Source organism: Micromonospora sp. NPDC049101 (assembly GCF_040648675.1).
Taxonomy (GTDB): Bacteria; Actinomycetota; Actinomycetes; order Mycobacteriales; family Micromonosporaceae; genus Micromonospora.
Window position 1 is genome coordinate 268,563 of record NZ_JBEZED010000006.1, and the last position, 24,821, is coordinate 293,383.

Below are 24,821 nucleotides of genomic sequence, written 5' to 3' on the forward strand. Positions count from 1 at the left end.
GACGGAGCGACCGACCGAGCGGCCCGGCACAGAGACCTAAGGCTGGTCCAGTGGGACTGGGTGACTAACTGAGTGACGACAGGGACCGACGTTGACGGACTGCCGTGGACGCCGGAGGACGCTTATCGCAGCTCGCCTGTCGCGGGGGAGCAGGTGGGGCGGTTCGGCTGGTTGCCTGGGGGTCAAGGAGTCGTCGCGGCCCGCCCGAACAACGGCAAGATGGTGACGTGATGACCGAGCCCCTGACCGCCGGCCGGATGGAACTGGTGGATGACCTGGAAGGGCTGCCCGGCAGTTCCGGAGGCTGTCTTCTTGCCCTGACGTTGGAGTTGCCGGTCTTTCTTCGCGTTGGCGACGTCTGGTGGGTTGAGGACGAGGTGCTGTACGTCCAGCGAGGGGGACGTCCCGGTTGTGGCGGCGCATCGAGGTCGCCTCGAATGGCGTCGGAAGCGGTAGCGCCGGGTTCTGGGGCACACAGGGGGCACAAGGCACCGTGAAACGTCGTCAACTAACGAACAACGCTGAGAGCCCAAGACGGCGTGTGATCAGGTGCCGGACGGTGCCGCCGCTGGTAAGGGAATCCCGGCTCTTAGTTCCGCTTCAACGTCTGACCCGGCCTGGTCTCACAGGTCAGGTCCCACCGCAGGTCGGTAAAGACGGGCTGCGGTGGCCGGCTGACCTCAGGGTGTGACGTCCACCAGCACCTTGCCGACCGCGCCGGCCTCGACCGCTCGATGCGCATCGGCGGTGCGGTGCAGCGGAAAGCGGAGCAGTGCCAGGCCGTGCTCCTCGCCGACCGGCAGAGCGCCGTCGTGGAGAGCGGCGGTGACGTCCTCGACGGCTGCGGCGCGTGCCTGCGGGCCAGCCGTGTAGAGCACCAGGAACTGCAGGCGGGTGTTCAGCACCATGTTCTGACCCACGTTCAGCTCGACCGCATGTCCGCCCTCGTTGGCGTACGTCGCGATCGTGCCGCGGATGCGCAGCACGGCTAGGTCCAGAGCGAGGTTTGCGCCGAGCGCCACCTCGGCGACGATGTCGACGCCGGCAGGGGTGATCGCCCGGATGGCGGCGGCCGGGTCGCCCTCGCGGTAGTTGATGGTGTGGTGGGCTCCGGCCGCGGTGGCCAGCGTGGCCTTCTCCGGGCCGCTGACCGTGCTGATCACGGTGGCGCCGGCCCATCGGGCGAGCTGGATCACCGCGTGCCCGACCGCGCCGGCTCCGCCGGCGGCGAGCACGACCTTGCCGTCGAGTGCGCCGGGGCGCAGCCGGTGTGGTCCGTCCTCGGCGACGGTGAGTGCGCGATGAGCGGTGAGCGCGGGGACGCCGAGCGAGGCACCGACGTCGAAACCGGCCGCGTCCGGCAGCGGCACGGCCTGATCGGCGGGTACGACTGTGAACTCGGCGGCGGTGCCGGTGGGCCGCCCGGCGGCGGCCATGAACAGCCAGACACGCTGACCGACGCGGCCCGGGTCAACCCCGTCACCGACGGCGTCGACCACGCCGGCGCCGTCGAGGTGCGGGGTGATCTCGGAGGACAGCTTGCGGTGGGCGGTGCCGGAGCGGGCCTGCCAGTCGGTCGGGTTGACCCCGGACACGGCAACCCGGACGCGGACCTCGCCGGGTGCGGGCGTGGGTCGGTCATGCTCGACGAGCTGGAGCACGTCGGGGCCGCCGGTGTCGCGGTAGATGATCGCCTTCATGATCCATCCTTTGTTCGATTCACATCGTACCGTTCGAGCTGGATCGAACAGTTCGATGCAAGTCGAACATTTCGCAAGACCTGGCTAGGCTTCGTCCCGTGACCGAGGTGATCGAACCCGCCATCGAGACCGTGACGATCGACGTCGTGCTCAGCGCGCTCGCCGACCCGGTGCGGCTCACGCTCGTGCGTGCCCTCGCCGCCGCGGGGGACTGGACCTGCGGCAGCGACATCCTCAAGGGGACCGGCGTCACCATCGGCAAGTCGACGCTGTCGCACCACATCAAGGTGCTGCGCGATGCCGGCCTGATCCGTACGCGCGTCGACGGCATTCGTCGGCTGGTCACGCTTCGTTACGACGACGTGGAACAACGCTTTCCCGGGCTGCTGAGCATGCTGCGCGAACCCGACCCGGCCCGTTCCGCTGCGGAGACGCCCGCCGCGACCGGATGACCCGGACGAGGACGAGCGCCACCAACCCCCGCCGGGTCCTACCAGTGACCGGTGATGAGGACGGCGGCGGCGTCGAGTCGCGCCCGCTCGGGTGTGGTGAGTGCCGGATCCTTTCGCCGTACCGCCAGGGCGTGGTCCAGCACGGTCAGCAGGCTGCCGCCGACGCGGTCCAGGAAGGCAGCCAACAGCGTTGCGACCGGCGGGGCCAGGGGGTGCTCGCCATCGACAGCCACCTGGGCGAGGATGACGGCGGAGAGCGCGACATCGAGTTCTGGCGGCCCCTCGGTGGCGTTGCGCCAGTCGATGAGGACCGGTCCCCGTGACGTCAGCATGACGTTGTCCGGGTGCAGGTCGAGGTGCAGGATCCGGTCCCCGTCGCGTTCGCCGAGCCGGGGCGGCAACGCGTGGAGTCGGCGATGCAGATCCGCCAGACAGTCGGCTGCCGCCAGGGCATCGAGCTGACCGGCGATGAGCGCCGACAGCATGGTGCCCCCGTCCAGGCGTTCCATGACCAGATCGGTCCCGCGTGCCTCGTACACAGTGGGTACGGGAAATCCCAGGCTGCCCACGTACGCCATGACTGCCGCCTCGGCGGCCACGTCTCCACCGCTGCGGTAGCGGCGGAGGACGCGCCGATCGTCGATGGCGAAGACGTCGGCGTCTCGGCCCGACGCCAGCGGAACCGGATCCACCACGCCCCGACGGTAACCCGTGAAGTCGCCGACGCCTGCCGGCTGGATGGGGTCGACGTCGCGGTCTTCGTGAACCCCTTGACCGACCATCAGCGCGCTGTCCTCGCCGACATGTTCGGCTGTCGGGTGATGAGCGGTGCCGACCTCCGATAGGGCATGGTGCAACGTCAGGGACGAACCGCCTTCTCACCATGGACGGCCGCGTACTCCACCGCGAGCCATGGCCCCAGGTCGTCGATGAGGTGGAGTAGTACCGCCGGATCCGCCGAGGGCGCGTGCCCGATCCTCGCAGCGGCGCGCATCTGCTCGGCGCGTTCCGGGTAGTAGAGACCGAACGCCTCGGCGGACTCGGTGAGGTCGCTTGTCCAGCCTCCCCAGCGGGGCATGACCAGCGTGAATCCCGTTCTGACGATGCGACGAGCGACGAGCCGGCAGAGGCTCCTACGGTGGTTGTCGGTGCTCGCTTGGGCCGCTTGCCCACGCCAGTTGGGAAGCGCGATCGACAGGTCGCCGTTTGTCTCGCGGGCGAGCAGGGGAGTGGGCCGGTAGCCGGGGAGTTGGTCGGCGAGGTCGTCGCCCAGCAAGGGAGTGCACAGGCAGGCGACGAAGAAGCCGAGATCGTGACGTTCAAGCTCGCTGAGCAGGGTGCGTGCGCTGAACAGCAGGATGCCCACGCCGTCGATCTCGTCGAAGGACTGGTCGAGGGCTTGCTCGATCCGCGTGGCATCCAGGCGGTCGGCCTCCGTCGGCTCGGCGTGCAGAGCGAGCAACAAATCAAGATCGGAGATTCCGGGTACGGCGGTGCCACGCGGAATGCTGCCGTAGAGGTAGGCGCTGTGCAGTCGGCCGCCGCCAAAAGACTCGGCTGTCCGGGTGCGTGCCGCGTCGACAACACCGGCGAATTCCGGTGGGACCCGACTCAGCGCACCTTCCCGCGCGATCCAACCGTCGACGGTCAATCCTCTGCCGGTCATGGGATCACTGTGCCGCACCAGATGATCTTCGGCGAGTGGCCCGCGCCCCGGACGCTCCGACGACGATCACTGAACTCGCCGGCCCGCTCGGCGTGGTTTGCGCGTCACCGCGTCATTCCTGCTGGCTGTCGTAGTGCTTCTGGGCGGCGAGGAGCTCGTCTCCGTGTTGGCCGAACCATCGGATGAGATCGGTGAGTGGTCCGGCCAGGCTGACACCGAGTTCCGTCAGGCTGTAGGTGACCTGGGGCGGGTTGGTGGGTGCCACATGGCGGGCGACAAGCCCGGCCCGGGCCAGTGCTTTGAGGTTCTGCGACAGCATTTTCTGGCTGATGCCACCGACTCGTGCGTGCAACTGCGCGAAGCGATGCGGGCCGGCGATGAGGGCCGCCATGATCAGCGTCGCCCAGCGGCTTGTTGTCTGATCCATGATCGGTCTGAGTAGGCACTTGTTGTCGAAGGTGTCATAGGCCAGGAGCCGGGCGGCTGTCGCGGCCTGCTCTGTTTCCATCACGACAGGAGCTTACAAAAAAGTACCTACTTCCCACCAGTAAGTAGCTTTTCTATGGTGACTTCTCCAGGCACTACTGGCCAAGGAGTCACTGTGAGCAGCAACAACGGACGTACGGCGATCGTCACGGGCGCGTCGAAGGGCCTGGGTGCGGGGATCGCCGCGGCTCTTGCCGAGAGCGGCGCTGCCGTCGTGGTGAACTACCGGGGGGACGCGCAGGGTGCCGAGCGGGTGGTCGCGGGCATCACCGCCAAGGACGGCCGAGCGATCGCGGTCCAGGCGGACGTGGCCAGCAGCGACGATGTGCGCCGCCTCTTCGACCGGGCACGCGAGGTGTTCGGCCCGGTCGACGTGCTCGTGAACAATGCGGCCGTCGCCACGTTCGCGCCACTGTCGAGCATCACCGGGGACGAGTTCCAGCGTGAGATGACCACGAACCTGCTGGGCACGATCCTGACTACGCAGGCCCTGGCCGCGCAGGACGACATCGACGCGGCGTCGATCATCAACGTCTCGACGGCCGGCACTCTCAGCCACCCTCCGTACGCCTCGCTCTACGTCGCGTCCAAGAGCGCCGTCAACGCCTTCACCATCGTTGCGTCCAAGGAGTTGGGCCCGCGCGGCATCCGGGTCAACGCGATCATGCCCGGACCGTCGGACACCGACGGCACCAGAGCCATGGGCTATGTCGGGTCGGATCACGAGGCACAGGCGATTGCCGTCACCCCCCTGGGCCGTACGGGTAGCCCTGACGACTACGGCCCGCTTGTGGCCTTCCTGGCTTCCGACGACGCGCGCTGGATCACCGGGGACGTCATCCTCGCTTCTGGAGGCTTGCGCTGACGCCCCTACGATTCTCCGCGCGTTACTGCTCGGCCCAGGCGCCCAGCTCGTTGCCGCTGGGGTCGGTGAAGTGGAACCGGCGGCCCCCGGGGAACTCGTACGGCCCGTTGACCACCTGACCACCGGCCTCCTTCACGGCCTGCACGGACCGGTCCAGATCGCCTGAGTAGAGCAGCACCAGTGGGCCGCCCGCCCGGACGGTCTGGTCCAGGCGGAGGCCGCCCACCTCGGGTGCGGCGTCGCCGTGCGGGCTGCGGATGCCCGCGTACCCGGGGCCGTAGTCGTTGAACTGCCAGCCGAACGCGTCGGCGTAGAAGCGCTTGGCCTCGGCGAGGTTCGTCACCGTGAGCTCGACGTAGTCGATGGCGTGGTGCTGGTGCGGAGATGACTCAGACATGAACGCCATTGTCCGCCCCGGGTGCGACGCGACCGCGACATGCAACTAGAGGTTGCGCGAGAGTCGGAGCTGCCGTAGGTTAAGTGCAACCAAAGGTTGCGAAAGGGTGGGCACATGGAGCAGGGAACCATCGAACGGGACATCCACGTCGACGCGTCACCCGAGGTGGTCTTCGAGGTGGTCAGTCAGCCCGAGCACATGCGGCAGTGGTGGCCCGACGACGCGCGGTTCGAGTCGGTCGCGGGCGCGCCCGGCGAGCTGGTGTGGCGCAACGCCGACACCGGCGAGACGACGACCGTCGCGTTCGCCGTCGTCGAGGTCGACCCGCCGAAGCGATTCTCCTTCCGGTGGTGCTTCACCGAGCCGGACCGCAGTGGGCCGGCGCTGCTCGTCACCTTCGACCTGATCCCCACCGGCACGGGGACGCAGATCCGGATGACCGAGACCGGCTTCCGCGAGATGGGCTGGGAGGTCGCCGTGCTGGAGGCGCAGTACCAGGACCACGAGAACGGTTGGGACCACTACCTGCCCCGGCTGGGCGGGTACGTCGCGCGGCTGGTCGCCACGCCGTGAGCACCGTGGTCGACGACGAGCTGTGGTCGGCGATCGGCGACCCGACCCGGCGTACGATGATCGATCTTCTGCTCTCCGACGGGCCGGGCACCGCGACGTCGCTGAGCCGGCGGCTACCGGTCACCCGGCAGGCCGTCGCGAAGCACCTGGCCGTCCTGGACCGGGTGGGGCTGATCCACGCCGAGCCGGCCGGTCGTGAGCGCCACTACCAGGTCGACGAGGTGCAGCTCGCCCGTGCCGTCGCGCAGCTGTCGGCGGTGGGCTCCAGCTGGGACGCCCGGCTCCGCCGGATCAAGCGGATCGCCGAGGCGATCGAGCGCAGCCGCCACACCAACGAAGGAGACTGACAGTGGTCGACATCCTGCACCAGGTCGGCGCCGTCGCCGCACTCGACGACGTCTACCGAGCGGTGGCAACTCCCAAGGGCGTTGCCGGCTGGTGGTCGGTCGACACGACCGGCAAGAGCGAGGTCGGCGGCCGGCTGGCGGTCCGGTTCGGCGACGACCCTGGGTTCGACCTGGACATCCTTGAGCTGGACCCGGCCGGCCGGGTGCGGTGGCGGGTCATCGACGGCCCCGCGGAGTGGATCGGCACCGAGATCGACTGGCGTCTCGAACAGCGTGGCGAGTTCACCGTCGTCCAGTTCAGGCACGAGGGCTGGCGCGAGCCGACCGAGCTCATGCACCAGTGCAGCACCAAGTGGGCGACGTTCCTGCTGAGCCTCAAGGCGCTGATGGAGACGGGGCACGGTCGGCCGGCACCGGACGACGTGCAGATCAGCGCCGGGCACTGACCTCGGTGCCGGTCGGGCCGCCGGGGGTTCGCGCGTTCCGCCGCGAGCCGCCGGGGGTTCCCGCGCTCCGCCGCGAGATCGCGAACCCTCCGGCGATCAGGCCGAGGGCCACTATCGCCACGGCGCAGAACAGCAGCGTCGGGCGGGCGCCCACGGCACCCACCAGTGGCCCGCCCAGCATGGTGCCCAGGGGCACCGCCAGGACGAGGATGGCACCGTTCGCGGCGAGCACCGCCGGCAGTTGCGCGGTCGACGTACTGCGCTGGAAGAGCGCCATCGACGTGGACATGTACGGCGCCCAGATCAGGCCCGCCAGGGCGAAGGCCGGCAACGACACGACGAGCGGCGCACCCAGGCCGAGGGGCAGCATGGTTGCCCCGAACCCGACGACGATGCCGATGGTGGTGGCCCGCAGCGGCCAGCGGCGCAGGTAACCGGCGACCAGACCGCCGACGAGACCGCCGACGCCGAAGGCGGTGTAGAAGATCCCGAGCAGCGTCGCCGAGGCGTGCAGGTCGTCGGTGATGTGGATCGGCATCGCCACGTACACCGGCCCGAAGAGGAAGAAGAACCCCAGGCTCAGCAGCAGGAGTCCCAGCAGGGCCGGGTCGCGGCGGATGACCGCGAAGCCGGCGGTCCGCGATGCGCCGCGCTCGGCCCGCTGGACGCCGTCGGTGGTGGGAAGAGCGAGGCGGTACGTGAGGGCCAGCGCGGCGAAGGTGGCGGCGTCGATGGCGATGACCCACACCGGCCCCGCCCAGCCGATCAGGAGGCCCGCCAATGGGGGGCCGACGATCGTGGCGAACCCGGCGATGGTGCCGAGCAGCGCGTTCGCGGGCAGGTGGTGGCGCTGCGGCAGCAGCTCGGCGATCAGGGTGAACCGCCCGGCCGAGCCCCACGAGTGCAACAGCGCCGACGCGGCCAGCAGGACCACGTACAGCCCGAGGGTGAGCACACCCGCGAGGTGGGCGACGGGGATCGCCGCGAGCGCGCCCGCCCGCAGGATCGCGTCCCACCCGGCGAGCTGGGCGCCGCCGCGCCCGCGCAGCAGCCGGCCGAAGACGACAGTCCCGACCGCGCTCGGCACGGAGTACGCCGCCATGGCCAGCGCGATCCAGATGCCGCGCCGGTCCGCCGGTGCGAGGTCGATGGCGAGCCAGGTCACCGCGACCACCGCCATGCCGTCGCCCAACGCCGACACGGCGAGCCCGGGTAGGACGCGCCGAAGTTGCGGGTGACTGACCACCGGCCAGTACGGCGAGGAGCGCGGAAACCGGGCTGTCATGGAGCCAGCTGACCCCTCGCGGACCCTGCGGATCAACAAAGACTGCCAACAGCAGAATCAGCCCAGGGCGAAAGGGCGGCGGCGGAGATCGACTCCGGTTCTTTGAAGTCGGGGGGTCAAGGAGACCTCGACACCCCGGAATCCCGGAACCGGAGTCGACCAGCCGCCGTTACTCCGCTCGGTAGACGGAGATGTGGGACGTGCTGTCGGCGGTGAACGGCCGCCGGTGCCAGTCGGCGTACCGCTCGGTGAGCCGGAGCCCTGCCTGCTGCGCCATCTCGTCGATCTGGTGCGGCCAGGCATACCGCATGGCGAACGGCTTCAGGTGCACACCGTCAGCGTCGAAGGTGATGGTCTGCCGGATGAAGGACTGCGCCGGTCGGTCGTACCGATGCAGTCGGATCGTCGCGGAGTCCTCGGTGACGCCCCAGACCTGCACCTGCTCGTCGGCGTCGAAGGTGCGCGGGTCGGGCACGAACGTCTCGATGACGAACGCCCCGCCAGGCGACAACACCCGGGCGACGTTGCGGAAACAGTCCGCCTGCCGCCCGGCGTCCACCAGGTTGAACAGCGTGTTGAAGACCAGGTACGCGAGCCGGAACTCACCCGTCACCGGTACGTCCGCCATGTCGGCGACGACCACCGGGATCCGGTCGCCGCCGGGCTTGGCCCGCAGCTGCGCCACCATCTCCTCGGACGCCTCGACACCGTGCACGTCGAGACCTCGCTCGGCCAGCGGCAGCGCGACCCGGCCGGTGCCGATCGCCAGTTCGAGAACTGGTCCACCGTCGGCCAGGTCGGCCAGGAAATCGACGGCTGGCACCGGGTCGGGGTTGCCGGGGCTGTCGTAGCCGGCGGCCCACAACCGGCCGAAGAGGCCGGGATCGTCGAAGACCGACATCAGCGGCCTCCGGGGTTGGTCAGGGGGTCAGTGGCGCGCTCCCGCGCCGGGGGAGTCGGAGCAGATCTGCTCACGAAGCCTCGATTCCTCAAGTCGGGTGACGTTGGGTCGGAGGGACTTCGTCGTGTTCGGCATGGTGGCTGCTCCCTTCGCGCGGCTGTGGACCGAGCAGACCAGAGACGGCTGCGGCCCGGCAAGGCATATATGCCAGCCGGGCCGCGGTGCTCGGGCGGTCAGGAGATGTGGTGCAGGATCACGTTGTGCACGTGGTGGCTCTTCTGCGCGCCACGGAACTCCACCTCGTAGGTGTGCGTCCCCACGTGGATCGCGATCGCACCGGTGGAGAAGAACGAGCCACCCCAGGACTTGTTGCTGACCACACTCACGCTGGTGATCTTCGAGTACGGGATGCTGGTGATCGCGAACCGCTTCCCGATGAACGAGCGGTCCTGGATGATCACGCGACGGTCCGTCAGCCCGATGAACCCGGTGCCGGTGCCGACCGCGTCGTAGACGGCGATGATCTGCTCGCCGTCGAGGAGGCCGCTCTCGATCTGCTGGACCTGCTCTTTGCGGTCGTACGCGATGTTCGCCATGGGTCCAAGGCTAGAAAACCGGTGCCAGCCCGCCCGCGAGAGCGACGGGCGTCAGGACTCGGTGACCGCCCGGTACGCGTCCTCGATGCGGGCGGCCAACAGGACCTCACCCTCGGTCAGCGGCTCGCCGTTGCCATGACCGACCCGGATCTGGGTGCTGTCGGGCAGGCGGCTGATCTCGGGGCGCAGGTGCAGTGCGTCAGCGACGACCTTGACCCGTTCGGTCAGGGCGGCGTGCTGGCTGTCGTCGATCGCGAGCGTCCGTCGGATCTGCTCGCCTTCGCGCGTCCAACCAGATAGCAAGGTCAACGCGTCGGAGAGATAGTCGTGCTTGGCCCTGCTGTTGAACAGCACGCGCATCACCGCACCCCCCAAGCGCCGTTGTCGGCTCGTGGCCAAATCGTCGCCATCCCGTGTCTTGTCGGTGTCCTCTAGTCTGTCGCCGCTCGGAAGGGGTGTCCACGCCCACACTTCCGTGTTCTGTTGGCCTAGCGGACGGCTACGGTACCCAAACCGCCGATTGATCTGGCACCCTGGACGCCCGTGCGGACCGAACGGGCGAATGACGGCGGGCAGACCGAACGACGAGACCTGAAGGTGATCGTCGGTGCGGCGATCATCCGGGACGGGCGGGTGCTCGCCTGTGCGCGTGCCGCCCCGCCGGAGGTGGCGGGGATGTGGGAGTTCCCCGGCGGGAAGGTCGAGCCGGGGGAGACCGAAACCGACGCGCTGATCCGGGAGTGCGCCGAGGAGTTGGCCGTACGCGTCGAGATCGGCGACCGGGTCGGCCGCGATGTCCGGATGGCACACGGTCGTTCGGTGCTGAAGGTGTACACCGCCCGGCTGCTGGACGACGACCAGCCGCAGGCGCTGGAACACGAGGCGCTGCGCTGGCTCGCGGCCAACGAACTGGACTCGGTCACCTGGCTCCCCGCCGACACCCCCATCGTGGCCGCCCTCCGCCAACTCCTCAAAACCCCCTAACCCCGCCCCGCCCCGCCCCGCCCCCCGGTCCCTCGCCCCGCCCCCGCCCCCTCAGCTCCCGTTGATCATGAAGTTATTGTCGCGACACGCCGAGCGAGCGGGCAATAACTCCATGATCAACGGGCGGGGCGGGGCGGGGGCGGGGTGGGGGTGGGGTGGGGGAACGGAGTGGGGGCCGCGGCTGTTGCCGCGGCCCCCACCTTCGTTGCGGGTTTTAGTGCTTGTCCTGGTCTGGGTGTGCGAAGTTGAGGTGCTCCGGGGGCAGCGGGAAGGTCACGTCGTCACCGAACGGTGACGGCGCGGCCGCCCGGTCGAATGTGAGCTCGGTCAGCGGCAGCTTGCCCCGGTCGTCGACCGCCGGAGCGGTCGGGTGGGGCACCTCCCGGTCCCAGTTCACGCCGCTCTGCGCCTGCGCCTCGGCCCGCGGGTCGTGGGAGCCACCCGCGTGCGAGTGCACCCCACCCCGGGCGGAGCCCGGCGTCGCCGAGCCCGGACGGGCGGTGGTCACGCTGGTCTGGGGCGTCTCGCCCCGACGGAAGATCTTGCTACCAAGCCACACAAGGGGATCGTACCTGCGGTCGACGACCCGTTCCTTCATGGGGATGATCCCGTTGTCAGTGATCTTGATGTGCTCGGGGCAGACCTCGGTGCAGCACTTGGTGATGTTGCAGAAGCCGAGGCCCTGTTCGGCCTGCGCGTACTCCTTGCGGTCGGTCCGGCTGTCCAGCGGGTGCATGTCCAGCTCGGCCGCCCGGATGAAGTACCGCGGACCGGAGAACGCCTGCTTGTTCTCCTCGTGGTCGCGGATCACGTGGCAGACCGTCTGGCACAGGAAGCACTCGATGCACTTGCGGAACTCCTGCGAGCGCTCGACGTCGACCTGCTGCATCCGGTAGTCACCCGGGGCCACGTCCGCCGGCGGGGCGAACGCCGGAGTCTCCCGCGCCTTCTCGTAGTTGAACGAGACGTCGGTGACCAGGTCCCGGATGACCGGGAAGGTCCGCAGCGGGGTGACCGTGACGGTCTCCTCGTCGCCGAAGGTCGACATCCGGGTCATGCAGCCCAACCGCGGCTTGCCGTTGATCTCCATGGAACAGGAGCCGCACTTGCCGGCCTTGCAGTTCCACCGGCAGGCCAGGTCGGGCGCGTCGGTGGCCTGGAGGCGGTGGATGACGTCGAGGACGACCTCGCCCTCGTTCACCTCGACCATGTAGTCCTGGAGGTCCCCGCCGGTCTCGTCACCCCGCCAGATCCGGAACTGACGCTTCGCGCTCATCGGTTGTCCGCCTCTCCAGCGTCGGCAACGAGGGCGTCGAAGTCGGCGAGCTCCTCGTCGGTGAGGTACTTGGCCAGCTCGGCCCGGTCGAAGAGGCCGATCAGCTCCGGCCGCATCTTCGGCAGCGGCTTGCGGGTCAGGCGTACGGCGTCGCCGTCCAGCGAGCAGACCAGGTTGACCTGCCGCCACTTCGGCTCCATCGCCGGATAGTCCTCCCGGGTGTGCCCGCCGCGCGACTCCTGCCGCTCCAGCGCCGCCTTCGCGGTGCACTCCGAGACCACGAGCATGTTGCGCAGGTCCAGTGCCAGGTGCCAGCCGGGGTTGTAGCGCCGGCCGCCGAACGCGCTCACCTTGGCGACCCGCTCGCGCAGCTCGGCCAGCCGTACCAGCGCGTCGGCCAGCTCGCCCTCGCGCCGAATGATTCCTACTAAATCCCCCATGACGACCTGGAGGTCCTGCTGGAGGGTGTACGGGCTCTCGCCGGTGTCCCGCTGCAGCGGGGCGAGCGCGGTCTCCACGGCGGCCTCGACCGCGTCCACGGCCACCTTCGGCCGGGCGGCCAGCCCGTCGGCGTAGCTGGCCGCGTGCCCGCCCGCCCGCTTGCCGAAGACCAGCAGGTCGGACAGCGAGTTGCCGCCCAGTCGGTTGGAGCCGTGCATGCCGCCGGAGACCTCACCGGCCGCGAACAGCCCGCGTACGTGGCCGAAGGCGGCACCCGAGTCCGGGTCGACCTCCACGCCGCCCATCACGTAGTGGCAGGTCGGCCCGACCTCCATCGGCTCGGCGGTGATGTCGACGTCGGCCAGCTCCTTGAACTGGTGGTACATCGACGGCAGCCGCCGGCGGATCTCGTCGGCCGAACGCCGGCTCGCGATGTCCAGGAAGACGCCACCGGCGGGGGAGCCCCGACCGGCCTTGACCTCACTGTTGATCGCGCGGGCCACCTCGTCGCGGGGCAGCAGCTCCGGCGGACGCCGGTTGTTGTCCGGGTCGGTGTACCAGCGGTCCGCCTCCTCCTCGGTCTCCGCGTACTGCTTGCGGAAGACGTCGGGGACGTAGTCGAACATGAACCGCTTGCCCTCGGAGTTCTTCAGCACGCCACCGTCACCACGCACCGACTCGGTGACCAGGATGCCCTTCACCGAGGGCGGCCAGACCATGCCGGTCGGGTGGAACTGGAGGAACTCCATGTTGATCAGCGTGGCCCCGGCGCGCAGCGCCAACGCGTGCCCGTCCCCGGTGTACTCCCAGGAGTTCGAGGTGACCTTGTAGGAGCGTCCGACCCCGCCGGTGGCCAGCACGACGGCCGGCGCCTCGAAGAGGATGAACTCACCGGACTCGCGGTAGTAGCCGAACGCGCCGGCGACCCGGTCACCGTCGAGCAGCAGTTCGGTGATGGTGGTCTCGGAGAACACCTTGATCCGGGCATCGTACGAGCCGAACTCCCGTTGGTCCTCCTGCTGGAGCGACACGATCTTCTGCTGGAGGGTGCGGATCAGCTCCAGGCCGGTCCGGTCACCCACGTGCGCCAGGCGCGGGTACTCGTGGCCACCGAAGTTGCGCTGCGAGATCTTGCCGTCCTTGGTGCGGTCGAAGAGCGCACCGTACGTCTCCAGCTCCCAGATCCGCTGCGGCGACTCCTTCGCGTGCAGCTCGGCCATCCGGAAGTTGTTGAGGAACTTGCCGCCGCGCATGGTGTCGCGGAAGTGCACCTGCCAGTTGTCCCGGCTGTTCACGTTGCCCATGGCGGCTGCCGCGCCGCCCTCGGCCATCACCGTGTGCGCCTTGCCGAAGAGCGACTTGGAGATGATCGCGGTCTTCTTGCCGGCGAGCCGGGCCTCGATCGCCGCGCGCAGACCGGCGCCGCCGGCCCCGATGACGACGACGTCGTAGTGGTGTCGCTCGATGCGAGTGGTAGTGGTCATGTCAGGGGCCCTTTAGTTGATGAACCGCAGGTCGGAGAACCACTCGGCCGCGAGCGCCATGATGTAGAAGTCGGCGAGCGCCAGGGTGCCGAGGGTGATCCAGGCGAGCTGCATGTGCCGGACGTTCAACGCCGAGACGAACGTCCAGGCCTTGTACCGCACCGGGTGCTTGGAGAAGTGCTTGAGCCGGCCGCCGATGATGTGCCGGCACGAGTGGCAGGAGATCGTGTACGCCCAGAGCGCCACCACGTTGACCAGAAGGATGATGTTGCCCAGCCCGAAGCCGAAGCCCTTCGGCGAGTGGAAGGCGAGGATCGCGTCCCAGGTGTTGATCAGCGAGATGATCGCGGCGGCGTAGAAGAAGTAGCGGTGCAGGTTCTGGCCGAGCAGCGGGAAGCGGGTCTCACCGGCGTACTCCTTGTGGCCGTCCGGGACGGCGCAGGCCGGCGGCGACAGCCAGAACGACCGGTAGTAGGCCTTGCGGTAGTAGTAGCAGGTGAGCCGGAACAACAGCAGGAACGGCAGGGTCAGCGCGGCATCCGGAATGACCCACCAGCCGGGCAGGAACCGGCCGAAGTGCGAGGCTGCCTCGACGCACCTGTCGGTCACGCACGGGGAGTAGAACGGGGTCAGGTAGTGGTACGCGTCGACCCAGTAGTTGTCGTGCTGGAAGACCCGGACCGTCGCGTACGCCACCCAGGCGCTGAGCCCGATCACGGTGATCAGCGGAGCGAACCACCAGCGGTCGGTACGCAACGTCTTCGCCGCGATGGCGGCGCGCGCCCGCGCTTTCCGCGGCCTCGTTGCCGTTGAAGTCATTCGAGTCGTCTCCTCGACGGGCCCGTACGGGCGGGCTGATCTTTCTCCGGTCGGCACGCGGACCGGCAACCCGCACCCGCTGCCACGTCATGCGCACACCAACGACCACGCCGGATCGACCGACGCAGCTAAGTGACACACGTTACGCCGATCTCCCCGAGCCGTCCGCGCAAGGGAGTGTCCCGTGTGTCTGGCCTGCGGAAAAGCCGTGCCGCGCCGGTCGGGAAGGTCACCCGGAAGCGCCTCCGGTGAAGTGCCAGGACGCCAGTCGCAGCGAGGGTGCGGCCCACCACGCACCGTCCACCCGATCCGGTTGGCGCACCGCCCGCGCGCCCAGCCCGAGCACGGCACCGGGGCCGAGCGCCCGCGGGTACGACTCGGTGAACCGCAGGTCGCGTACCGCACGCACGACCGTGCCGTCCTCGATGAGCCAGACGCCGTTGCGGGTCAACCCGGTGACGACGAGGCTCTTCGGGTCGAGCACCCTCGTGTACCAGAGATCGGTGACCAGCAACCCTCGACGTACGCCGGTGACCAGGGCGGCGGTGTCCGCGTCGACGACCGCTCCGGCCGCCGCGCCGGTGGTGCTCCGGCCGGTCGCGCTGGCCGGGCCGGCCGCCGCGCCGGAGAGGCGCAGGTTACGGGCCATCGGGCCCCAGGTGGCGCCACCCGCGACCGCGTGCCCGGTCGACTCCACACCGGCCACGGCCGCGGTTCGCCGGTCGTGCGCCACCGCCCGGGTGGTGCCCGCCTCGACCAGGGTCAGCGCCCGTCGGCCGGTGCCCTCCGCGTCGAACGGCAACCCGGACGCGCCCAGCGGGTCGTCCACCAGGGTCACCGCCCGGTCGAACTGGGCCACCCCCGGCTCGGCGAACGACTGACGCTCGGCGTACCGCTTGCCGTTGAAGCCGTACCAGGAGAGGTTTTGCAGCAGGTCCGCCACGGCGGCCGGCTCGAACACCACCTCGTAGTGCCCCGGTGGCAGCTCCACCGGGTCGGCCGCCGCCCGGGCCTTCGCCGCCGCCTGCGCGCCCAGCTCGGCGCCGTCGAGGTCGGAGAGTCGGTGGGCGTGGCGTCGGGCCACCCCGTCCGCGCCGTCGAGACGCGCGATGCCGTCCATCGCCGCCTCCGCCGAGCGGCCGTACGCCGTGTGCCCGGCCGAGTTGGCGAACGCCGACGAGCGGAGCGCGGTACGGCAGTAACCGGCCGAGCTGAGGCCCCCGGCCGCGGCCACGAAAGCGCCGACCCGGTCGGCCCGCTGATCCGGCTCCGCGTGGGCGGTGGCCTCGTCGACCTCCGGCGCGGCCGGCGTGGGCGTCGGCGGGGCCAGCCCCGGCCAGCCCGGATCGGGCGGGCAGAGCCGCGCCGCCACCAGGGTGCGCTCCACCAGGGCGCTCAACCCGTCGGCGGTGACCACGCTGCCGCTGCCGGCGGCGGTCCGACCGTCGACGTGCACCCGCAACCGGACCCCGACTGTCGACTCGGCGACGTTCTGGTGGATGGCCGAGTTGGCGAACCGGGTCAGCGCCAGATCCGCCCGCGTCACCACCACCTCGGCCTGCGCGGCCGGTCCGCCCAGGCGACGCACCAACTCCACGACCTGCCCCGCCAGCTCCACCTCGGTCGAGCCACCCGTACTCACGCCGACACCCCCACCCGGACGTTCTTGAACCGGGCCGGCGCGGCCGGGTGGCCGGTGTGGCCGATCTGGCCGGGCTGGCCCTTGCCGCAGTTGGGCGTGCCCCAGGAGACCGTCTCGCCGGAGAGCATGTCCATCGAACGCCAGAAGAGCGGGCCGATCCCGGTGTACGTGGGATTGCGCAACATCCGCCCCCGCCGCCCCTTCTTGATCTCCCAGCCGACCTCGCAGCCGAACTGGAAGTTGAGCCGTTTGTCGTCGATCGACCAGGATCGGTTGAGGTCCATCAGCACACCGTCGTCGGTCGCCGCGATGATCTCCTCCAGCGTGTGCGGGCCGGGTTCCAGGCCGACGTTCGTCATCCGCACCATCGGCAGTCGGGCCCACCCGTCGGCGCGTACGCTGCCGCCGTAGTCGAGGCTGGCCATCGCGGCCGAGTCCCGGCCGGCCAGCACCCCCACCCAGCGACCGTCGCGGACCGCGTCCCGCCTGACCGCCGGGGAGCCCTCGTCGTCGAACCCGAAACTGCCGAGCGCGCCCGGGATCGTCGGATCGATGGTGATGTTCATCAGCTCGGAGCCGTAGCGCAGCGAACCGAGCTGGGCCAGGTCCAGCCAGGACGTGCCGGCGAACGCAGCCTCCCAGCCGAGGATCCGGTCCAGCTCGATGGCGTGCCCGACCGACTCGTGGATCTGCAGGGCCAACTGCTCGCCGCCGAGGATCAGATCGGTCTCGCCGGCCGGGCAGAGCGGCGCGGTGAGCAGCGCCCGGGACTCCTCGGCGATCTGCGCGGCGTGCGCGGCCAGGTCGAGCGACTCGACCAGCTCCCAGCCGGTGGTGCCGTACTGCCCCCGGTAGCTCGGCCAGGACCGGCGCTGCGTCTCGCCGTCGCCGATCGAGGTAGCCGAGATGCCACCGCCGCACTCGCGGATCCGCTGGTCGATCCGGTGCCCCTCGCTGGACACGAACCACTTCGTGGTGTCCCAGATCTGGTACAGGCCCTCGGCCAGGTCCGCGCCGTGTTCGGCCATCGTGCGGGTCGCGCCGACCAGCAGGTCGCCCTTGTCCGACAGGGGCACCCCGAGCGGGTCGATCTCGCAACCGGAGGCCCAGGTCGCGGTGACCGCCTCGACCGCCACCAGGTCGACAGGCGGGCCCGGCACGCGCGCGCTCGCCATGGCGGTCCGCGTGGCGCGCCGGCCGGCGTCGCGGGCGGCGGCGTCGGAGAGATCGGGTACGGCGTAGAAGCCCCAACTCGCACCGACAAGTGCCCGGACACCGAGCCCGATGCTCTCGTCCTGGGTCAGCTCCTCCACGTCGCCGTTGCGCGCGCTCATCGACTCGTAACGGCGGTGCATCACCCGCGCGTCGGCGTACCGCGCTCCCGCGTCGAGGGCGGCCTGGACGGCGGCGGTGGCCGCGTCGAACTCGGTCATGCGACCGACCCTAGGCCAGCCGACCGACACCCGTCAGGGGACGAGATCCTCCGGTCGAATCGTGGCCCGCACCGGCTCGGTCAGTTCCAGAACCTCGCCGCGCTTCGTCGTTGCCCGCTCCACGTAGTGGCCGCCCTGCCGCTGATAAAGGCGCATTGTGCCAGTCCTCTGCTCCACCAACAGGTACCACTCGATGCCAGCCGCCGCGTAGTAATGCATCTTGAGGACTTTGTCGGTGGATGCATTGCTCGGCGAGATGATTTCGCAGACCAGCCGGACATCAGCCGATTCGATGTTGGGCTCGTCGAGATCGATTGCGTTGGTGACGACGAGATCGGGAATCGGTATCCGACCTGGCCGGAGCCGGACGTTTACTGCCTCCAAGAGCTCAAGGTCGGCCGCCTCCGCCGCTGCTTCGAGGATGTTGCCGAGCTTGCGGGAGATTCGTTGGTGCCGTGGGGTGGGCCCTGGGGTCACGTGGAGGCTCCAGTCGAAGAGTTCGACGCGATCCTGCGTCTCGCCGAGGGCGAGGAACTCCTCTTCGGTCCACGGACCTTCGTGATCGAACACTGCCGCGGTCATGGGTCACCTCCACCTCGTGCCATCGGCATCCTCTGCTGGCTGCTCGCCCAATGATCGCACTTGACGTGCGATCAGAGCCATGAACGGGTGTGGATGGCGAGGTGACGGGGGTGCGGGGCCGATGCGGACTCGTTACGCTCGGGCCCGCTGACACGCGCCGACTTTGTAGCTTATTTTCACCCTCGGGACTTTCCTGTAAGTTCTCTTCGTCACAGAGGGAGGCGGCCGTGGACAGCTCGGAACCGGTGCCGTCCGGGGAACCGGACGCCCGCCCCGCCGTGCCGGCGCAGCGCTCCGACCAGGACGCCTACCTGCGGGTCAGTGACCTGCGGGTCCGGTTCGACACCGAGGACGGCGTGGTGCGCGCGGTCGACGGGGTGTCGTTCGCCGTCGAACGGGGGCGCACGCTCGGCATCGTCGGCGAGTCGGGCTCCGGCAAGAGCGTCACCTCGCTGGCCATCCTCGGCCTGCACGATCCGAAACGGACCACCGTCACCGGGGAGATCTCCGTCGGCGGCCGGCAGGTGGTCGGTCTCGCCGACGAGGAGGTACGCCGGCTGCGCGGCCGGGACATGGCAATGATCTTCCAGGATCCACTGTCGGCGCTGCACCCGTACTACACGGTGGGCCGGCAGATCGCCGAGGCGTATCGGGTGCACCACCCGAAGGCCAACCGGCGCGAGGCCCGCCAGCGGGCGGTGGACATGCTGGACCGGGTCGGCATCCCGCAGCCGGCGCGCCGTTTCGACCAGTACCCGCACGAGTTCTCCGGCGGCATGCGGCAACGGGTCATGATCGCGATGTCCCTGGTCAACGACCCGGCGCTGCTGATCGCCGACGAGCCGACCACCGCGCTGGACGTCACCGTGCAGGCACAGATCCTGGACCTGCTCGCCGATCTGCAGGAGGAGTTCCACTCCGCGATCATCCTGATCACCCACGATCTGGGCGTGGTCGGCCAGGTCGCCGACGACGTGCTTGTCATGTACGGCGGGCGTGCCGTCGAGCGGGGCAGCGTCGAGCAGGTGCTCCGTGCGCCGCAGCATCCGTACACCTGGGGGTTGCTCTCCAGCGTGCCGTCGCTGCACGGCGACGCGGACGCGGACCTGGTGCCCATCCCCGGCAACCCGCCCAGCCTGATCAACCTGCCGCCGGGCTGCGCGTTCCACCCACGCTGCCGCTACGCGGACCGCGTCGGCAGTCGATCCCGCACCGAGGTCCCCGAACTGCGCCCGGCCGGCGGGACCGGCCCAGCCGGCGTGGCGGGGGCGGCCGGCCACCTGGTGGCCTGCCACCTGAGTGCCGAGGAGCGCGCCGCGCGCTACGCCGAGGACGTCGCATCCGTGGGGGTGGCCCGATGACCGACGAACCACTGCTGCGGGTCCGCGGCCTGACCAAGCACTTCCCGGTACGCCAGGGGCTGCGCGCCAGCGGCCTGGTGCGGGCGGTGGACGGGCTCGACTTCGACGTGCGCCCGGGGGAGACGCTCGGGCTGGTGGGGGAGTCGGGCTGCGGCAAGACCACCACCGGCCGGATGCTGGTGCGGCTGTTGGAGCCGACGAGCGGCAGCATCGAGTTCGCCGGGCGCGACATCACCCACGCCGGCCGGCGGGAGTTGCGCCCGCTGCGGCAGGACTTCCAGATCATCTTCCAGGACCCGTACGCCTCGTTGAACCCTCGGCACACCGTGGGCCGGATCGTGGCGATGCCGTTGCAGGTCAACGGGATCAAGCCGCCCGGCGGCACCAGGGCACGGGTGCAGGAGCTGCTGGAGCTGGTCGGGTTGAACCCGGAGCACTACAACCGGTACCCGCACGAGTTCTCCGGCGGTCAACGTCAACGTATCGGCATCGCCCGCGCGCTGGCGCTGCGGCCCAAGCTGATCGTCGCCGACGAGCCGGTGTCCGCGCTGGACGTCTCGATCCAGGCGCAGGTCGTCAACCTGCTGCGCGACCTGCAACGGGAGCTTGGCCTGGCGTTCGTGTTCATCGCGCACGACCTGGCCGTGGTCCGGCACTTCTGCCAACGGGTCGCGGTGATGTATCTGGGCCGGATCGTGGAGATCGGCGACCGGGCGGACATCTACGAGCGTCCGCAGCACCCGTACACCCGGGCGTTGCTCTCGGCGATCCCGGACGTCACCCAGCTCGGCCCGGCGGGCCGGATCCGGCTCAGCGGCGACGTGCCCACTCCGCTGGACCCGCCGTCGGGCTGCCGCTTCCGCACCCGCTGCTGGAAGGCGCAGGACGTCTGCGCCACCGAGGAGCCCGCGCTGGTCCCGCGCGACGGCGGTCGGCAGGCCACCGCGTGTCACTTTCCCGAGGTTGCGGGGTCGATCACCCAGGTCGTCGAGGAGGTGCCGTCGTGAGCCTGTCCCCGGTGGAGGGTGTGGCGCTGGCCGAGATCGAGTCCGACCCGGACGCGACCACGCCCGCGGCGAAGGGTGTCGTCGGGCGTTCGCCAGGTCAGCTCGCCTGGCTGCGGCTGCGCCGGGACCGGACGGCGATGGTCAGCGGCGTACTCCTGGTGTTCTTCATGCTTGTGGGGTTGGCGGCTCCGCTGATCGAGATGGCCTACGGCGTGGGTCCGCGGGAGCAGTTCCAGAACCTGCTGGACGGCTTCGGCATGCCCCTGGGTTATGCCGGCGGGGTCACCGGGGAGCACTGGTTCGGCCTGGAGCCGGGGCTGGGGAGGGACATCTTCATCCGGCTGATCTACGGGCTGCGGACGTCGTTGTTCATCGCGTTCGCCGCCGCGTTGATCACCGCGACGATCGGGATCGTGCTCGGCGCGCTCGCGGGCTACCTCGGCGGCTGGCTCGACGCGGTGATCAACTGGATCACCGACCTGACCCTCGCGATGCCGTTCCTGATCATCGCGCTGGCCCTCACCCCCACCATCACGCTGCGGTTCTACGGCGAGCGGGGGCAGGTGTCGTCCGCCTTCGGGGTGGGCGTGCTGATCGCCGTGTTCGCCATCTTCGGCTGGACCAGCACGGCACGGCTGGTTCGCGGGCAGGTGATCGCGCTGCGCGAGCGCGAGTTCGTGGAGGCGGCCAAGGCCAGCGGGGCCGGGCTGGGGCACATCATCTTCCGGCAACTGCTGCCAAACATCTGGGCGCCGATCCTGGTCTCGTTCTCGCTGGCGGTCCCGCAGTTCATCACCAGCGAGGCGGCGCTGTCGTTCATCGGTGTCGGCCTCAGCGACGAGACCCCGAGCTTCGGTCGGATGATCTACGACAGTCTGGACTTCCTCCAGACCGACCCGGCCTACGTGTTCTTCCCGGGCATCATGATCTTCGCGCTGGTGTTCGCCTTCAACCTCTTCGGCGACGCGTTGCGGGACGCGCTCGACCCGAAGTCGTCCCGGTAGGGGTGGGCTCATGTTCCGGTTCCTGATCAAGCGGCTCTTCTCGGCCACGCTGACCCTCTTCGCGGTGAGCGTGCTGACCTTCCTGATGTTCTTCGCCCTGCCGCGCGACCCGGTCAGCAGCATCTGCTCGAAGAACTGCAACCCGGAGCGGCTGGAGCGGGTCCGCGACGACCTGGGCCTCAACGACCCGCTGGTCAGCCAGTACGCCGGTTACATGAAGGGCATCGTCACCGGCCGGGACCTGGGCAGCGCTCAGGGTGGCCGGTGTGACGCGCCGTGCCTGGGCTGGTCGTACGTCAGCAACGAGGCCGTCTCGGACACCATCGCCCGGGTGCTGCCGGTGACGCTGAGCATCGTGCTCCCGGCGGCCATCCTCTGGTTGCTGCTCGGGGTGGGCCTCGGCATGATCTCCGCGTTGCGGCGCGGCACCTGGCTCGACCGGGCGGCCATCGGGTTCTCGCTGACCGGCGCGTCGTTGCAGCTCTACTTCGTGGGCGCGGTGCTGCTGCTGGTCTTCGTCTACAACCTGCGGCTGCTGCCGGTGCCCAGCTACACCTCCATCTTCGACAACCCGGCGAAGTGGGCGAGTGGGCTGGTGCTCGCCTGGGTGGCGCTGGCCTTCCTCTTCTCGGCCATCTACGCCCGGCTGTCCCGGGCGCAGATGCTGGAGACCCTGTCCGAGGACTTCGTCCGGACCGCGCGGGCCAAGGGCCTGGCCAAACCCACGGTGTACGGGCGACACGCGCTGCGCGCGGCGATCACCCCGGTGGTGACCATCGCCGGCCTGGACGTGGGCGGGGCGCTGGGCGGGACGGTGATCACCGAGACGACGTTCGGCATCCAGGGGCTGGGGCGTACGGCGGTGGACGCGGTGCGCGCGGGGGACCTGCCCACCATCATGGCGACAGTGCTGATCGCGGCCGTCTTCGTGGTGCTGGCGAACGTGCTTGTCGACCTGCTCTACGCGGCCATTGACCCACGGGTGCGGTTGCGCTGAGCCAGATGTGAAGCGCGTGGTCGGTGGCGAAATTTATCGACAACTGTTACACAACTCGTAGGTTTTCTTCCTTACGATCCTCGGGACGTCGGCGGTTCTCGCCCCGACGAAACGCACGGCACATGGGTGAAGGGGGTATTCATGAGACCACGCGTGGTGGCCGCCGCGGGCGGCGCGATCGCTCTGGTGGTGGCATTGGGTGCGTGCTCGAAGAACACGGGCGAGGGCACCACCGTGGACACCGACCGGCAGCAGACCGGGGTCATCGCGACCGACCCCAAGGACTCGCAGGGGCCGGCGGCCGAGGTGAGCGGCGCGGCGAAGGGCGGCACCTTCACCATCATCCGGGAGTCGCCGATCTCCCACCTCGACCCACAGCGGACGTACTCGTTCGCCGGTCTGATGACCAACCCGCTCTTCGCGCGCTACCTGACCACCTGGAAGGACGACGGCAAGGGCGGCCTGGTCCTGGTGGGCGACCTGGCCGAGACGCCGGGCAAGAACGTCAACAACGACTGCAAGGTCTGGGAATTCACGATCAAGGACGGGGTGAAGTTCGAGGACGGCCGGCCGATCACCGCCAAGGAGATCGCGTACGGCATCGCCCGCTCCTTCGACCCGGACCTGTCCGGCGGCCCGACCTACATCCAGGAGTGGCTGGCCGACACCCCGCAGTTCGACACCAAGTGGGACTTCAAGAAGAACAAGACGTCGCTGCCGCCCGGCCTGAGCACGCCGGACGCCAAGACGCTGCGCTTCGAGTTCGCCAAGCCGCGCTGTGACCTGCCGTTCGCGGTCTCGCTGCCGACCACCGCGCCGCTGCCCGCCGACAAGGACACCGGCGTCGACCTGGACAAGCAGCCGTTCTCGTCCGGCCCGTACAAGGTCGCCAAGAACCAGGTGGGCGTGCAGATCACCCTGGACCGCAACCCCAACTGGGACCCGAAGACCGACCCGGTCCGGCACCAGTACCCGGACCAGTTCGTCTGGAGCTTCGGCCCGACCGCGGACGCGGCCAACAACCGGGTGATCGCCGACAACGGCGCCGACCAGAGCGCGCTCGCCTTCAACACCGTGCCCGCCTCGCTGGTCGCCAAGGTGGCCGGTGACGCCGCGCTCAAGCCCCGGACGATTCTCTCGCCGACCCCGAGCGCCAACCAGCTCGTCATCAACAACCAGCGGGTCACCGACCTGAAGGTCCGCCAGGCCCTCAACTACGCCATCGACCGTGAGGGCTTCATCAAGGCGATGGGTGGACAGACCGTCGCCGCGCCGCTGACCACGCTGATGCCGTCGGCCACCATTGGCTACAAGGCGTACGACGCGTACCCGGCGGGCGCCAACGGCAACGTCGACAAGGCCAAGGAACTGCTCGGCGGAAAGACGCCGGAGCTGGTCCTCGGTGTCGCCGACAACTCGACCGAGCAGCAGCAGGGCGCCCAGCTCAAGGCCAACCTGGAGCGCGCCGGCTTCAAGATCACGCTGCGGAACATCTCCGACGACGCGAAGCTCGACGAGATCAAGAAGAAGGACAACCCCTGGGACCTGTACATCGGTAACTGGGCGGCGGACTGGCCGAGCGGGGCGTCGATCCTGCCGGTGCTCTACGACGGCCGCACCATCAAGGCCGAGGGCAACAGCAACCAGTCCTACTTCAACGACCCGGCGATCAACGCCGAGATGGACCGGATCCAGGCCATGCCCGCCGCCGACCAGGGCCCGGAGTGGGCCAAGCTCGACGAGCGGATCATGAAGGAGCACGCACCGGTGGTGCCGCTCTTCGTCGACGTGGCCTACAACGTGCACGGATCCAAGGCCGGCGGGATCTTCATCTCCAGCGTCTTCGGCTACCCGTCGTTCGTGAACGCGTACGTGAAGCCGTAGGTCGAACCGCAGGCCAGAAGGGCCCCCTCCCGACAGCGTCGTCGGGAGGGGGCCCTTCTGTTCTTGCCGGGCAGATCGCTTGGCGATCCCGCATCGCCCCCTGTGTGCACGGGTCGACACGACAGGCACCTTGCCGGCCCGGACAAGCGGTGGACAGCGGCAGATACGTGCGAAGAAGATCGTGCCTAATTAG

The 24,821-nt window shown here is 69.5% G+C and carries 26 protein-coding genes; 11 read left to right on the forward strand and 15 right to left on the reverse strand.

What is annotated here, in order from left to right; translation table 11 throughout:
* Window positions 1-680: 680 nt before the first annotated feature.
* Window positions 681-1,700, reverse strand: a complete 1,020-nt coding sequence (locus AB0B57_RS11045; protein ID WP_357067735.1) for an NADPH:quinone reductase — start codon at window positions 1,698-1,700, stop codon at window positions 681-683.
* Between the two features lie 98 nt (window positions 1,701-1,798).
* On the opposite strand from AB0B57_RS11045, the gene AB0B57_RS11050 reads away from it, so the two are divergent.
* The gene (locus AB0B57_RS11050; RefSeq protein WP_357067737.1) at window positions 1,799-2,152 is read left to right on the forward strand and encodes a metalloregulator ArsR/SmtB family transcription factor; all 354 of its coding nucleotides are present in this window, start codon (window positions 1,799-1,801) and stop codon (window positions 2,150-2,152) included.
* A 38-nt stretch (window positions 2,153-2,190) separates the two neighbouring features.
* Here the strand turns inward: AB0B57_RS11050 and AB0B57_RS11055 are convergent, their stop codons facing one another.
* The 3 genes from AB0B57_RS11055 to AB0B57_RS11065 all read right to left on the reverse strand — a co-directional run bounded on the left by AB0B57_RS11055 (window position 2,191) and on the right by AB0B57_RS11065 (window position 4,326).
* Entirely contained in the window at window positions 2,191-2,847 is a 657-nt protein-coding gene (locus tag AB0B57_RS11055) for a phosphotransferase (protein WP_357067739.1), read from the reverse strand.
* Window positions 2,848-3,011: 164 nt separating this feature from the next.
* Window positions 3,012-3,818 (reverse strand): hypothetical protein, encoded by an 807-nt coding sequence (locus tag AB0B57_RS11060; protein ID WP_357067741.1) that lies wholly within the window; start codon window positions 3,816-3,818, stop codon window positions 3,012-3,014.
* A 112-nt stretch (window positions 3,819-3,930) separates the two neighbouring features.
* Window positions 3,931-4,326, reverse strand: coding sequence for a helix-turn-helix domain-containing protein (locus AB0B57_RS11065; RefSeq protein ID WP_357067893.1), 396 nt, complete (start codon window positions 4,324-4,326; stop codon window positions 3,931-3,933).
* Window positions 4,327-4,419: 93 nt separating this feature from the next.
* Between AB0B57_RS11065 and AB0B57_RS11070 the strand changes: the two genes are divergently transcribed.
* On the forward strand, window positions 4,420-5,169 hold the full coding sequence (locus AB0B57_RS11070; RefSeq protein ID WP_357067743.1) for an SDR family oxidoreductase: 750 nt from the start codon (window positions 4,420-4,422) through the stop codon (window positions 5,167-5,169).
* A 22-nt stretch (window positions 5,170-5,191) separates the two neighbouring features.
* Here AB0B57_RS11070 and AB0B57_RS11075 read toward each other — a convergent pair whose 3' ends face one another.
* A complete protein-coding gene (locus tag AB0B57_RS11075; protein WP_357067745.1) occupies window positions 5,192-5,566 on the reverse strand; it encodes a VOC family protein in 375 nt (124 codons plus the stop codon).
* 114 nt (window positions 5,567-5,680) lie between these two features.
* Between AB0B57_RS11075 and AB0B57_RS11080 the strand changes: the two genes are divergently transcribed.
* From AB0B57_RS11080 to AB0B57_RS11090, 3 genes are read left to right on the forward strand one after another with little or no spacing between them, the layout of a single operon-like run.
* Window positions 5,681-6,139 (forward strand): SRPBCC domain-containing protein, encoded by a 459-nt coding sequence (locus tag AB0B57_RS11080; RefSeq protein WP_357067747.1) that lies wholly within the window; start codon window positions 5,681-5,683, stop codon window positions 6,137-6,139.
* Window positions 6,136-6,486 (forward strand): metalloregulator ArsR/SmtB family transcription factor, encoded by a 351-nt coding sequence (locus AB0B57_RS11085; RefSeq protein ID WP_357067749.1) that lies wholly within the window; start codon window positions 6,136-6,138, stop codon window positions 6,484-6,486. Before AB0B57_RS11080 ends, AB0B57_RS11085 begins: the two co-directional genes overlap by 4 nt.
* A 2-nt stretch (window positions 6,487-6,488) precedes the next feature.
* Window positions 6,489-6,932 carry an SRPBCC domain-containing protein gene (locus AB0B57_RS11090; RefSeq protein WP_357067751.1) on the forward strand — a complete coding sequence of 148 codons (444 nt, stop codon included), beginning with the start codon at window positions 6,489-6,491 and terminating at the stop codon, window positions 6,930-6,932.
* Here AB0B57_RS11090 and AB0B57_RS11095 read toward each other — a convergent pair.
* From AB0B57_RS11095 to AB0B57_RS11110, 4 genes are all read right to left on the reverse strand, one after another.
* Window positions 6,916-8,217, reverse strand: a complete 1,302-nt coding sequence (locus AB0B57_RS11095; RefSeq protein ID WP_357067754.1) for an MFS transporter — start codon at window positions 8,215-8,217, stop codon at window positions 6,916-6,918. The two genes, AB0B57_RS11090 and AB0B57_RS11095, sit on opposite strands and share 17 nt — an antisense overlap.
* Before the next feature lie 169 nt (window positions 8,218-8,386).
* The gene (locus tag AB0B57_RS11100; RefSeq protein WP_357067756.1) at window positions 8,387-9,118 is read right to left on the reverse strand and encodes a class I SAM-dependent methyltransferase; all 732 of its coding nucleotides are present in this window, start codon (window positions 9,116-9,118) and stop codon (window positions 8,387-8,389) included.
* Window positions 9,119-9,351: 233 nt separating this feature from the next.
* Window positions 9,352-9,714, reverse strand: coding sequence for a PH domain-containing protein (locus AB0B57_RS11105; RefSeq protein WP_110563545.1), 363 nt, complete (start codon window positions 9,712-9,714; stop codon window positions 9,352-9,354).
* A gap of 51 nt (window positions 9,715-9,765) precedes the next feature.
* Complete coding sequence (locus AB0B57_RS11110) at window positions 9,766-10,074, reverse strand: 4a-hydroxytetrahydrobiopterin dehydratase (RefSeq protein WP_357067759.1); 309 nt, start codon at window positions 10,072-10,074, stop codon at window positions 9,766-9,768.
* 183 nt (window positions 10,075-10,257) lie between these two features.
* Here AB0B57_RS11110 and AB0B57_RS11115 point away from each other — a divergent pair, with 183 nt between their 5' ends.
* Window positions 10,258-10,698, forward strand: a complete 441-nt coding sequence (locus AB0B57_RS11115) for a (deoxy)nucleoside triphosphate pyrophosphohydrolase (protein ID WP_357067761.1) — start codon at window positions 10,258-10,260, stop codon at window positions 10,696-10,698.
* 214 nt (window positions 10,699-10,912) lie between these two features.
* Here the strand turns inward: AB0B57_RS11115 and AB0B57_RS11120 are convergent, their stop codons facing one another.
* From AB0B57_RS11120 to AB0B57_RS11145, 6 genes are all read right to left on the reverse strand, one after another.
* Window positions 10,913-11,974, reverse strand: a complete 1,062-nt coding sequence (locus tag AB0B57_RS11120; RefSeq protein WP_357067763.1) for a succinate dehydrogenase/fumarate reductase iron-sulfur subunit — start codon at window positions 11,972-11,974, stop codon at window positions 10,913-10,915.
* On the reverse strand, window positions 11,971-13,899 hold the full coding sequence (locus AB0B57_RS11125; protein WP_357067765.1) for a fumarate reductase/succinate dehydrogenase flavoprotein subunit: 1,929 nt from the start codon (window positions 13,897-13,899) through the stop codon (window positions 11,971-11,973). The genes AB0B57_RS11120 and AB0B57_RS11125 overlap by 4 nt, the downstream gene beginning before the upstream one ends.
* Before the next feature lie 12 nt (window positions 13,900-13,911).
* The gene (locus AB0B57_RS11130; RefSeq protein ID WP_357067767.1) at window positions 13,912-14,718 is read right to left on the reverse strand and encodes a hypothetical protein; all 807 of its coding nucleotides are present in this window, start codon (window positions 14,716-14,718) and stop codon (window positions 13,912-13,914) included.
* A gap of 229 nt (window positions 14,719-14,947) precedes the next feature.
* On the reverse strand, window positions 14,948-16,360 hold the full coding sequence (locus AB0B57_RS11135; RefSeq protein ID WP_357067769.1) for a metallopeptidase TldD-related protein: 1,413 nt from the start codon (window positions 16,358-16,360) through the stop codon (window positions 14,948-14,950).
* Window positions 16,357-17,793, reverse strand: coding sequence for a TldD/PmbA family protein (locus tag AB0B57_RS11140; RefSeq protein ID WP_357067771.1), 1,437 nt, complete (start codon window positions 17,791-17,793; stop codon window positions 16,357-16,359). Before AB0B57_RS11140 ends, AB0B57_RS11135 begins: the two co-directional genes overlap by 4 nt.
* 33 nt (window positions 17,794-17,826) lie before the next feature.
* Window positions 17,827-18,375 (reverse strand): Uma2 family endonuclease, encoded by a 549-nt coding sequence (locus AB0B57_RS11145; protein ID WP_357067774.1) that lies wholly within the window; start codon window positions 18,373-18,375, stop codon window positions 17,827-17,829.
* Between the two features lie 278 nt (window positions 18,376-18,653).
* Between AB0B57_RS11145 and AB0B57_RS11150 the strand changes: the two genes are divergently transcribed.
* The 5 genes from AB0B57_RS11150 (at window position 18,654) to AB0B57_RS11170 (ending at window position 24,628) form a co-directional block, all read left to right on the forward strand.
* Window positions 18,654-19,736 carry an ABC transporter ATP-binding protein gene (locus tag AB0B57_RS11150; protein ID WP_357067895.1) on the forward strand — a complete coding sequence of 361 codons (1,083 nt, stop codon included), beginning with the start codon at window positions 18,654-18,656 and terminating at the stop codon, window positions 19,734-19,736.
* Window positions 19,733-20,743, forward strand: coding sequence for a dipeptide ABC transporter ATP-binding protein (locus AB0B57_RS11155; RefSeq protein ID WP_357067776.1), 1,011 nt, complete (start codon window positions 19,733-19,735; stop codon window positions 20,741-20,743). The genes AB0B57_RS11150 and AB0B57_RS11155 overlap by 4 nt, the downstream gene beginning before the upstream one ends.
* Complete coding sequence (locus AB0B57_RS11160; RefSeq protein ID WP_357067778.1) at window positions 20,740-21,747, forward strand: ABC transporter permease; 1,008 nt, start codon at window positions 20,740-20,742, stop codon at window positions 21,745-21,747. The genes AB0B57_RS11155 and AB0B57_RS11160 overlap by 4 nt, the downstream gene beginning before the upstream one ends.
* Window positions 21,748-21,757: 10 nt before the next feature.
* Window positions 21,758-22,744: an ABC transporter permease gene (locus tag AB0B57_RS11165; RefSeq protein ID WP_357067780.1), complete on the forward strand. Its 987-nt coding sequence runs from the start codon at window positions 21,758-21,760 to the stop codon at window positions 22,742-22,744.
* 141 nt (window positions 22,745-22,885) lie between these two features.
* Complete coding sequence (locus AB0B57_RS11170; RefSeq protein ID WP_357067782.1) at window positions 22,886-24,628, forward strand: ABC transporter substrate-binding protein; 1,743 nt, start codon at window positions 22,886-22,888, stop codon at window positions 24,626-24,628.
* Window positions 24,629-24,821: the final 193 nt, after the last annotated feature.

What these genes read in the sequence shown, in the direction of transcription:
- AB0B57_RS11045 (WP_357067735.1), bottom strand. Translation starts at nt 1,700, where the DNA reads ATGAAGGCGATCATCTACCGCGACACCGGCGGCCCCGACGTGCTCCAG.
- AB0B57_RS11060 (WP_357067741.1), bottom strand. Translation starts at nt 3,818, where the DNA reads ATGACCGGCAGAGGATTGACCGTCGACGGTTGGATCGCGCGGGAAGGT.
- AB0B57_RS11065 (WP_357067893.1), bottom strand. Translation starts at nt 4,326, where the DNA reads ATGGAAACAGAGCAGGCCGCGACAGCCGCCCGGCTCCTGGCCTATGAC.
- AB0B57_RS11075 (WP_357067745.1), bottom strand. Translation starts at nt 5,566, where the DNA reads ATGTCTGAGTCATCTCCGCACCAGCACCACGCCATCGACTACGTCGAG.
- AB0B57_RS11080 (WP_357067747.1), top strand. Translation starts at nt 5,681, where the DNA reads ATGGAGCAGGGAACCATCGAACGGGACATCCACGTCGACGCGTCACCC.
- AB0B57_RS11095 (WP_357067754.1), bottom strand. Translation starts at nt 8,217, where the DNA reads ATGACAGCCCGGTTTCCGCGCTCCTCGCCGTACTGGCCGGTGGTCAGT.
- AB0B57_RS11100 (WP_357067756.1), bottom strand. Translation starts at nt 9,118, where the DNA reads ATGTCGGTCTTCGACGATCCCGGCCTCTTCGGCCGGTTGTGGGCCGCC.
- AB0B57_RS11105 (WP_110563545.1), bottom strand. Translation starts at nt 9,714, where the DNA reads ATGGCGAACATCGCGTACGACCGCAAAGAGCAGGTCCAGCAGATCGAG.
- AB0B57_RS11110 (WP_357067759.1), bottom strand. Translation starts at nt 10,074, where the DNA reads ATGCGCGTGCTGTTCAACAGCAGGGCCAAGCACGACTATCTCTCCGAC.
- AB0B57_RS11120 (WP_357067763.1), bottom strand. Translation starts at nt 11,974, where the DNA reads ATGAGCGCGAAGCGTCAGTTCCGGATCTGGCGGGGTGACGAGACCGGC.
- AB0B57_RS11125 (WP_357067765.1), bottom strand. Translation starts at nt 13,899, where the DNA reads ATGACCACTACCACTCGCATCGAGCGACACCACTACGACGTCGTCGTC.
- AB0B57_RS11130 (WP_357067767.1), bottom strand. Translation starts at nt 14,718, where the DNA reads ATGACTTCAACGGCAACGAGGCCGCGGAAAGCGCGGGCGCGCGCCGCC.
- AB0B57_RS11140 (WP_357067771.1), bottom strand. Translation starts at nt 17,793, where the DNA reads ATGACCGAGTTCGACGCGGCCACCGCCGCCGTCCAGGCCGCCCTCGAC.
- AB0B57_RS11145 (WP_357067774.1), bottom strand. Translation starts at nt 18,375, where the DNA reads ATGACCGCGGCAGTGTTCGATCACGAAGGTCCGTGGACCGAAGAGGAG.
- AB0B57_RS11155 (WP_357067776.1), top strand. Translation starts at nt 19,733, where the DNA reads ATGACCGACGAACCACTGCTGCGGGTCCGCGGCCTGACCAAGCACTTC.
- AB0B57_RS11165 (WP_357067780.1), top strand. Translation starts at nt 21,758, where the DNA reads ATGTTCCGGTTCCTGATCAAGCGGCTCTTCTCGGCCACGCTGACCCTC.
- AB0B57_RS11170 (WP_357067782.1), top strand. Translation starts at nt 22,886, where the DNA reads ATGAGACCACGCGTGGTGGCCGCCGCGGGCGGCGCGATCGCTCTGGTG.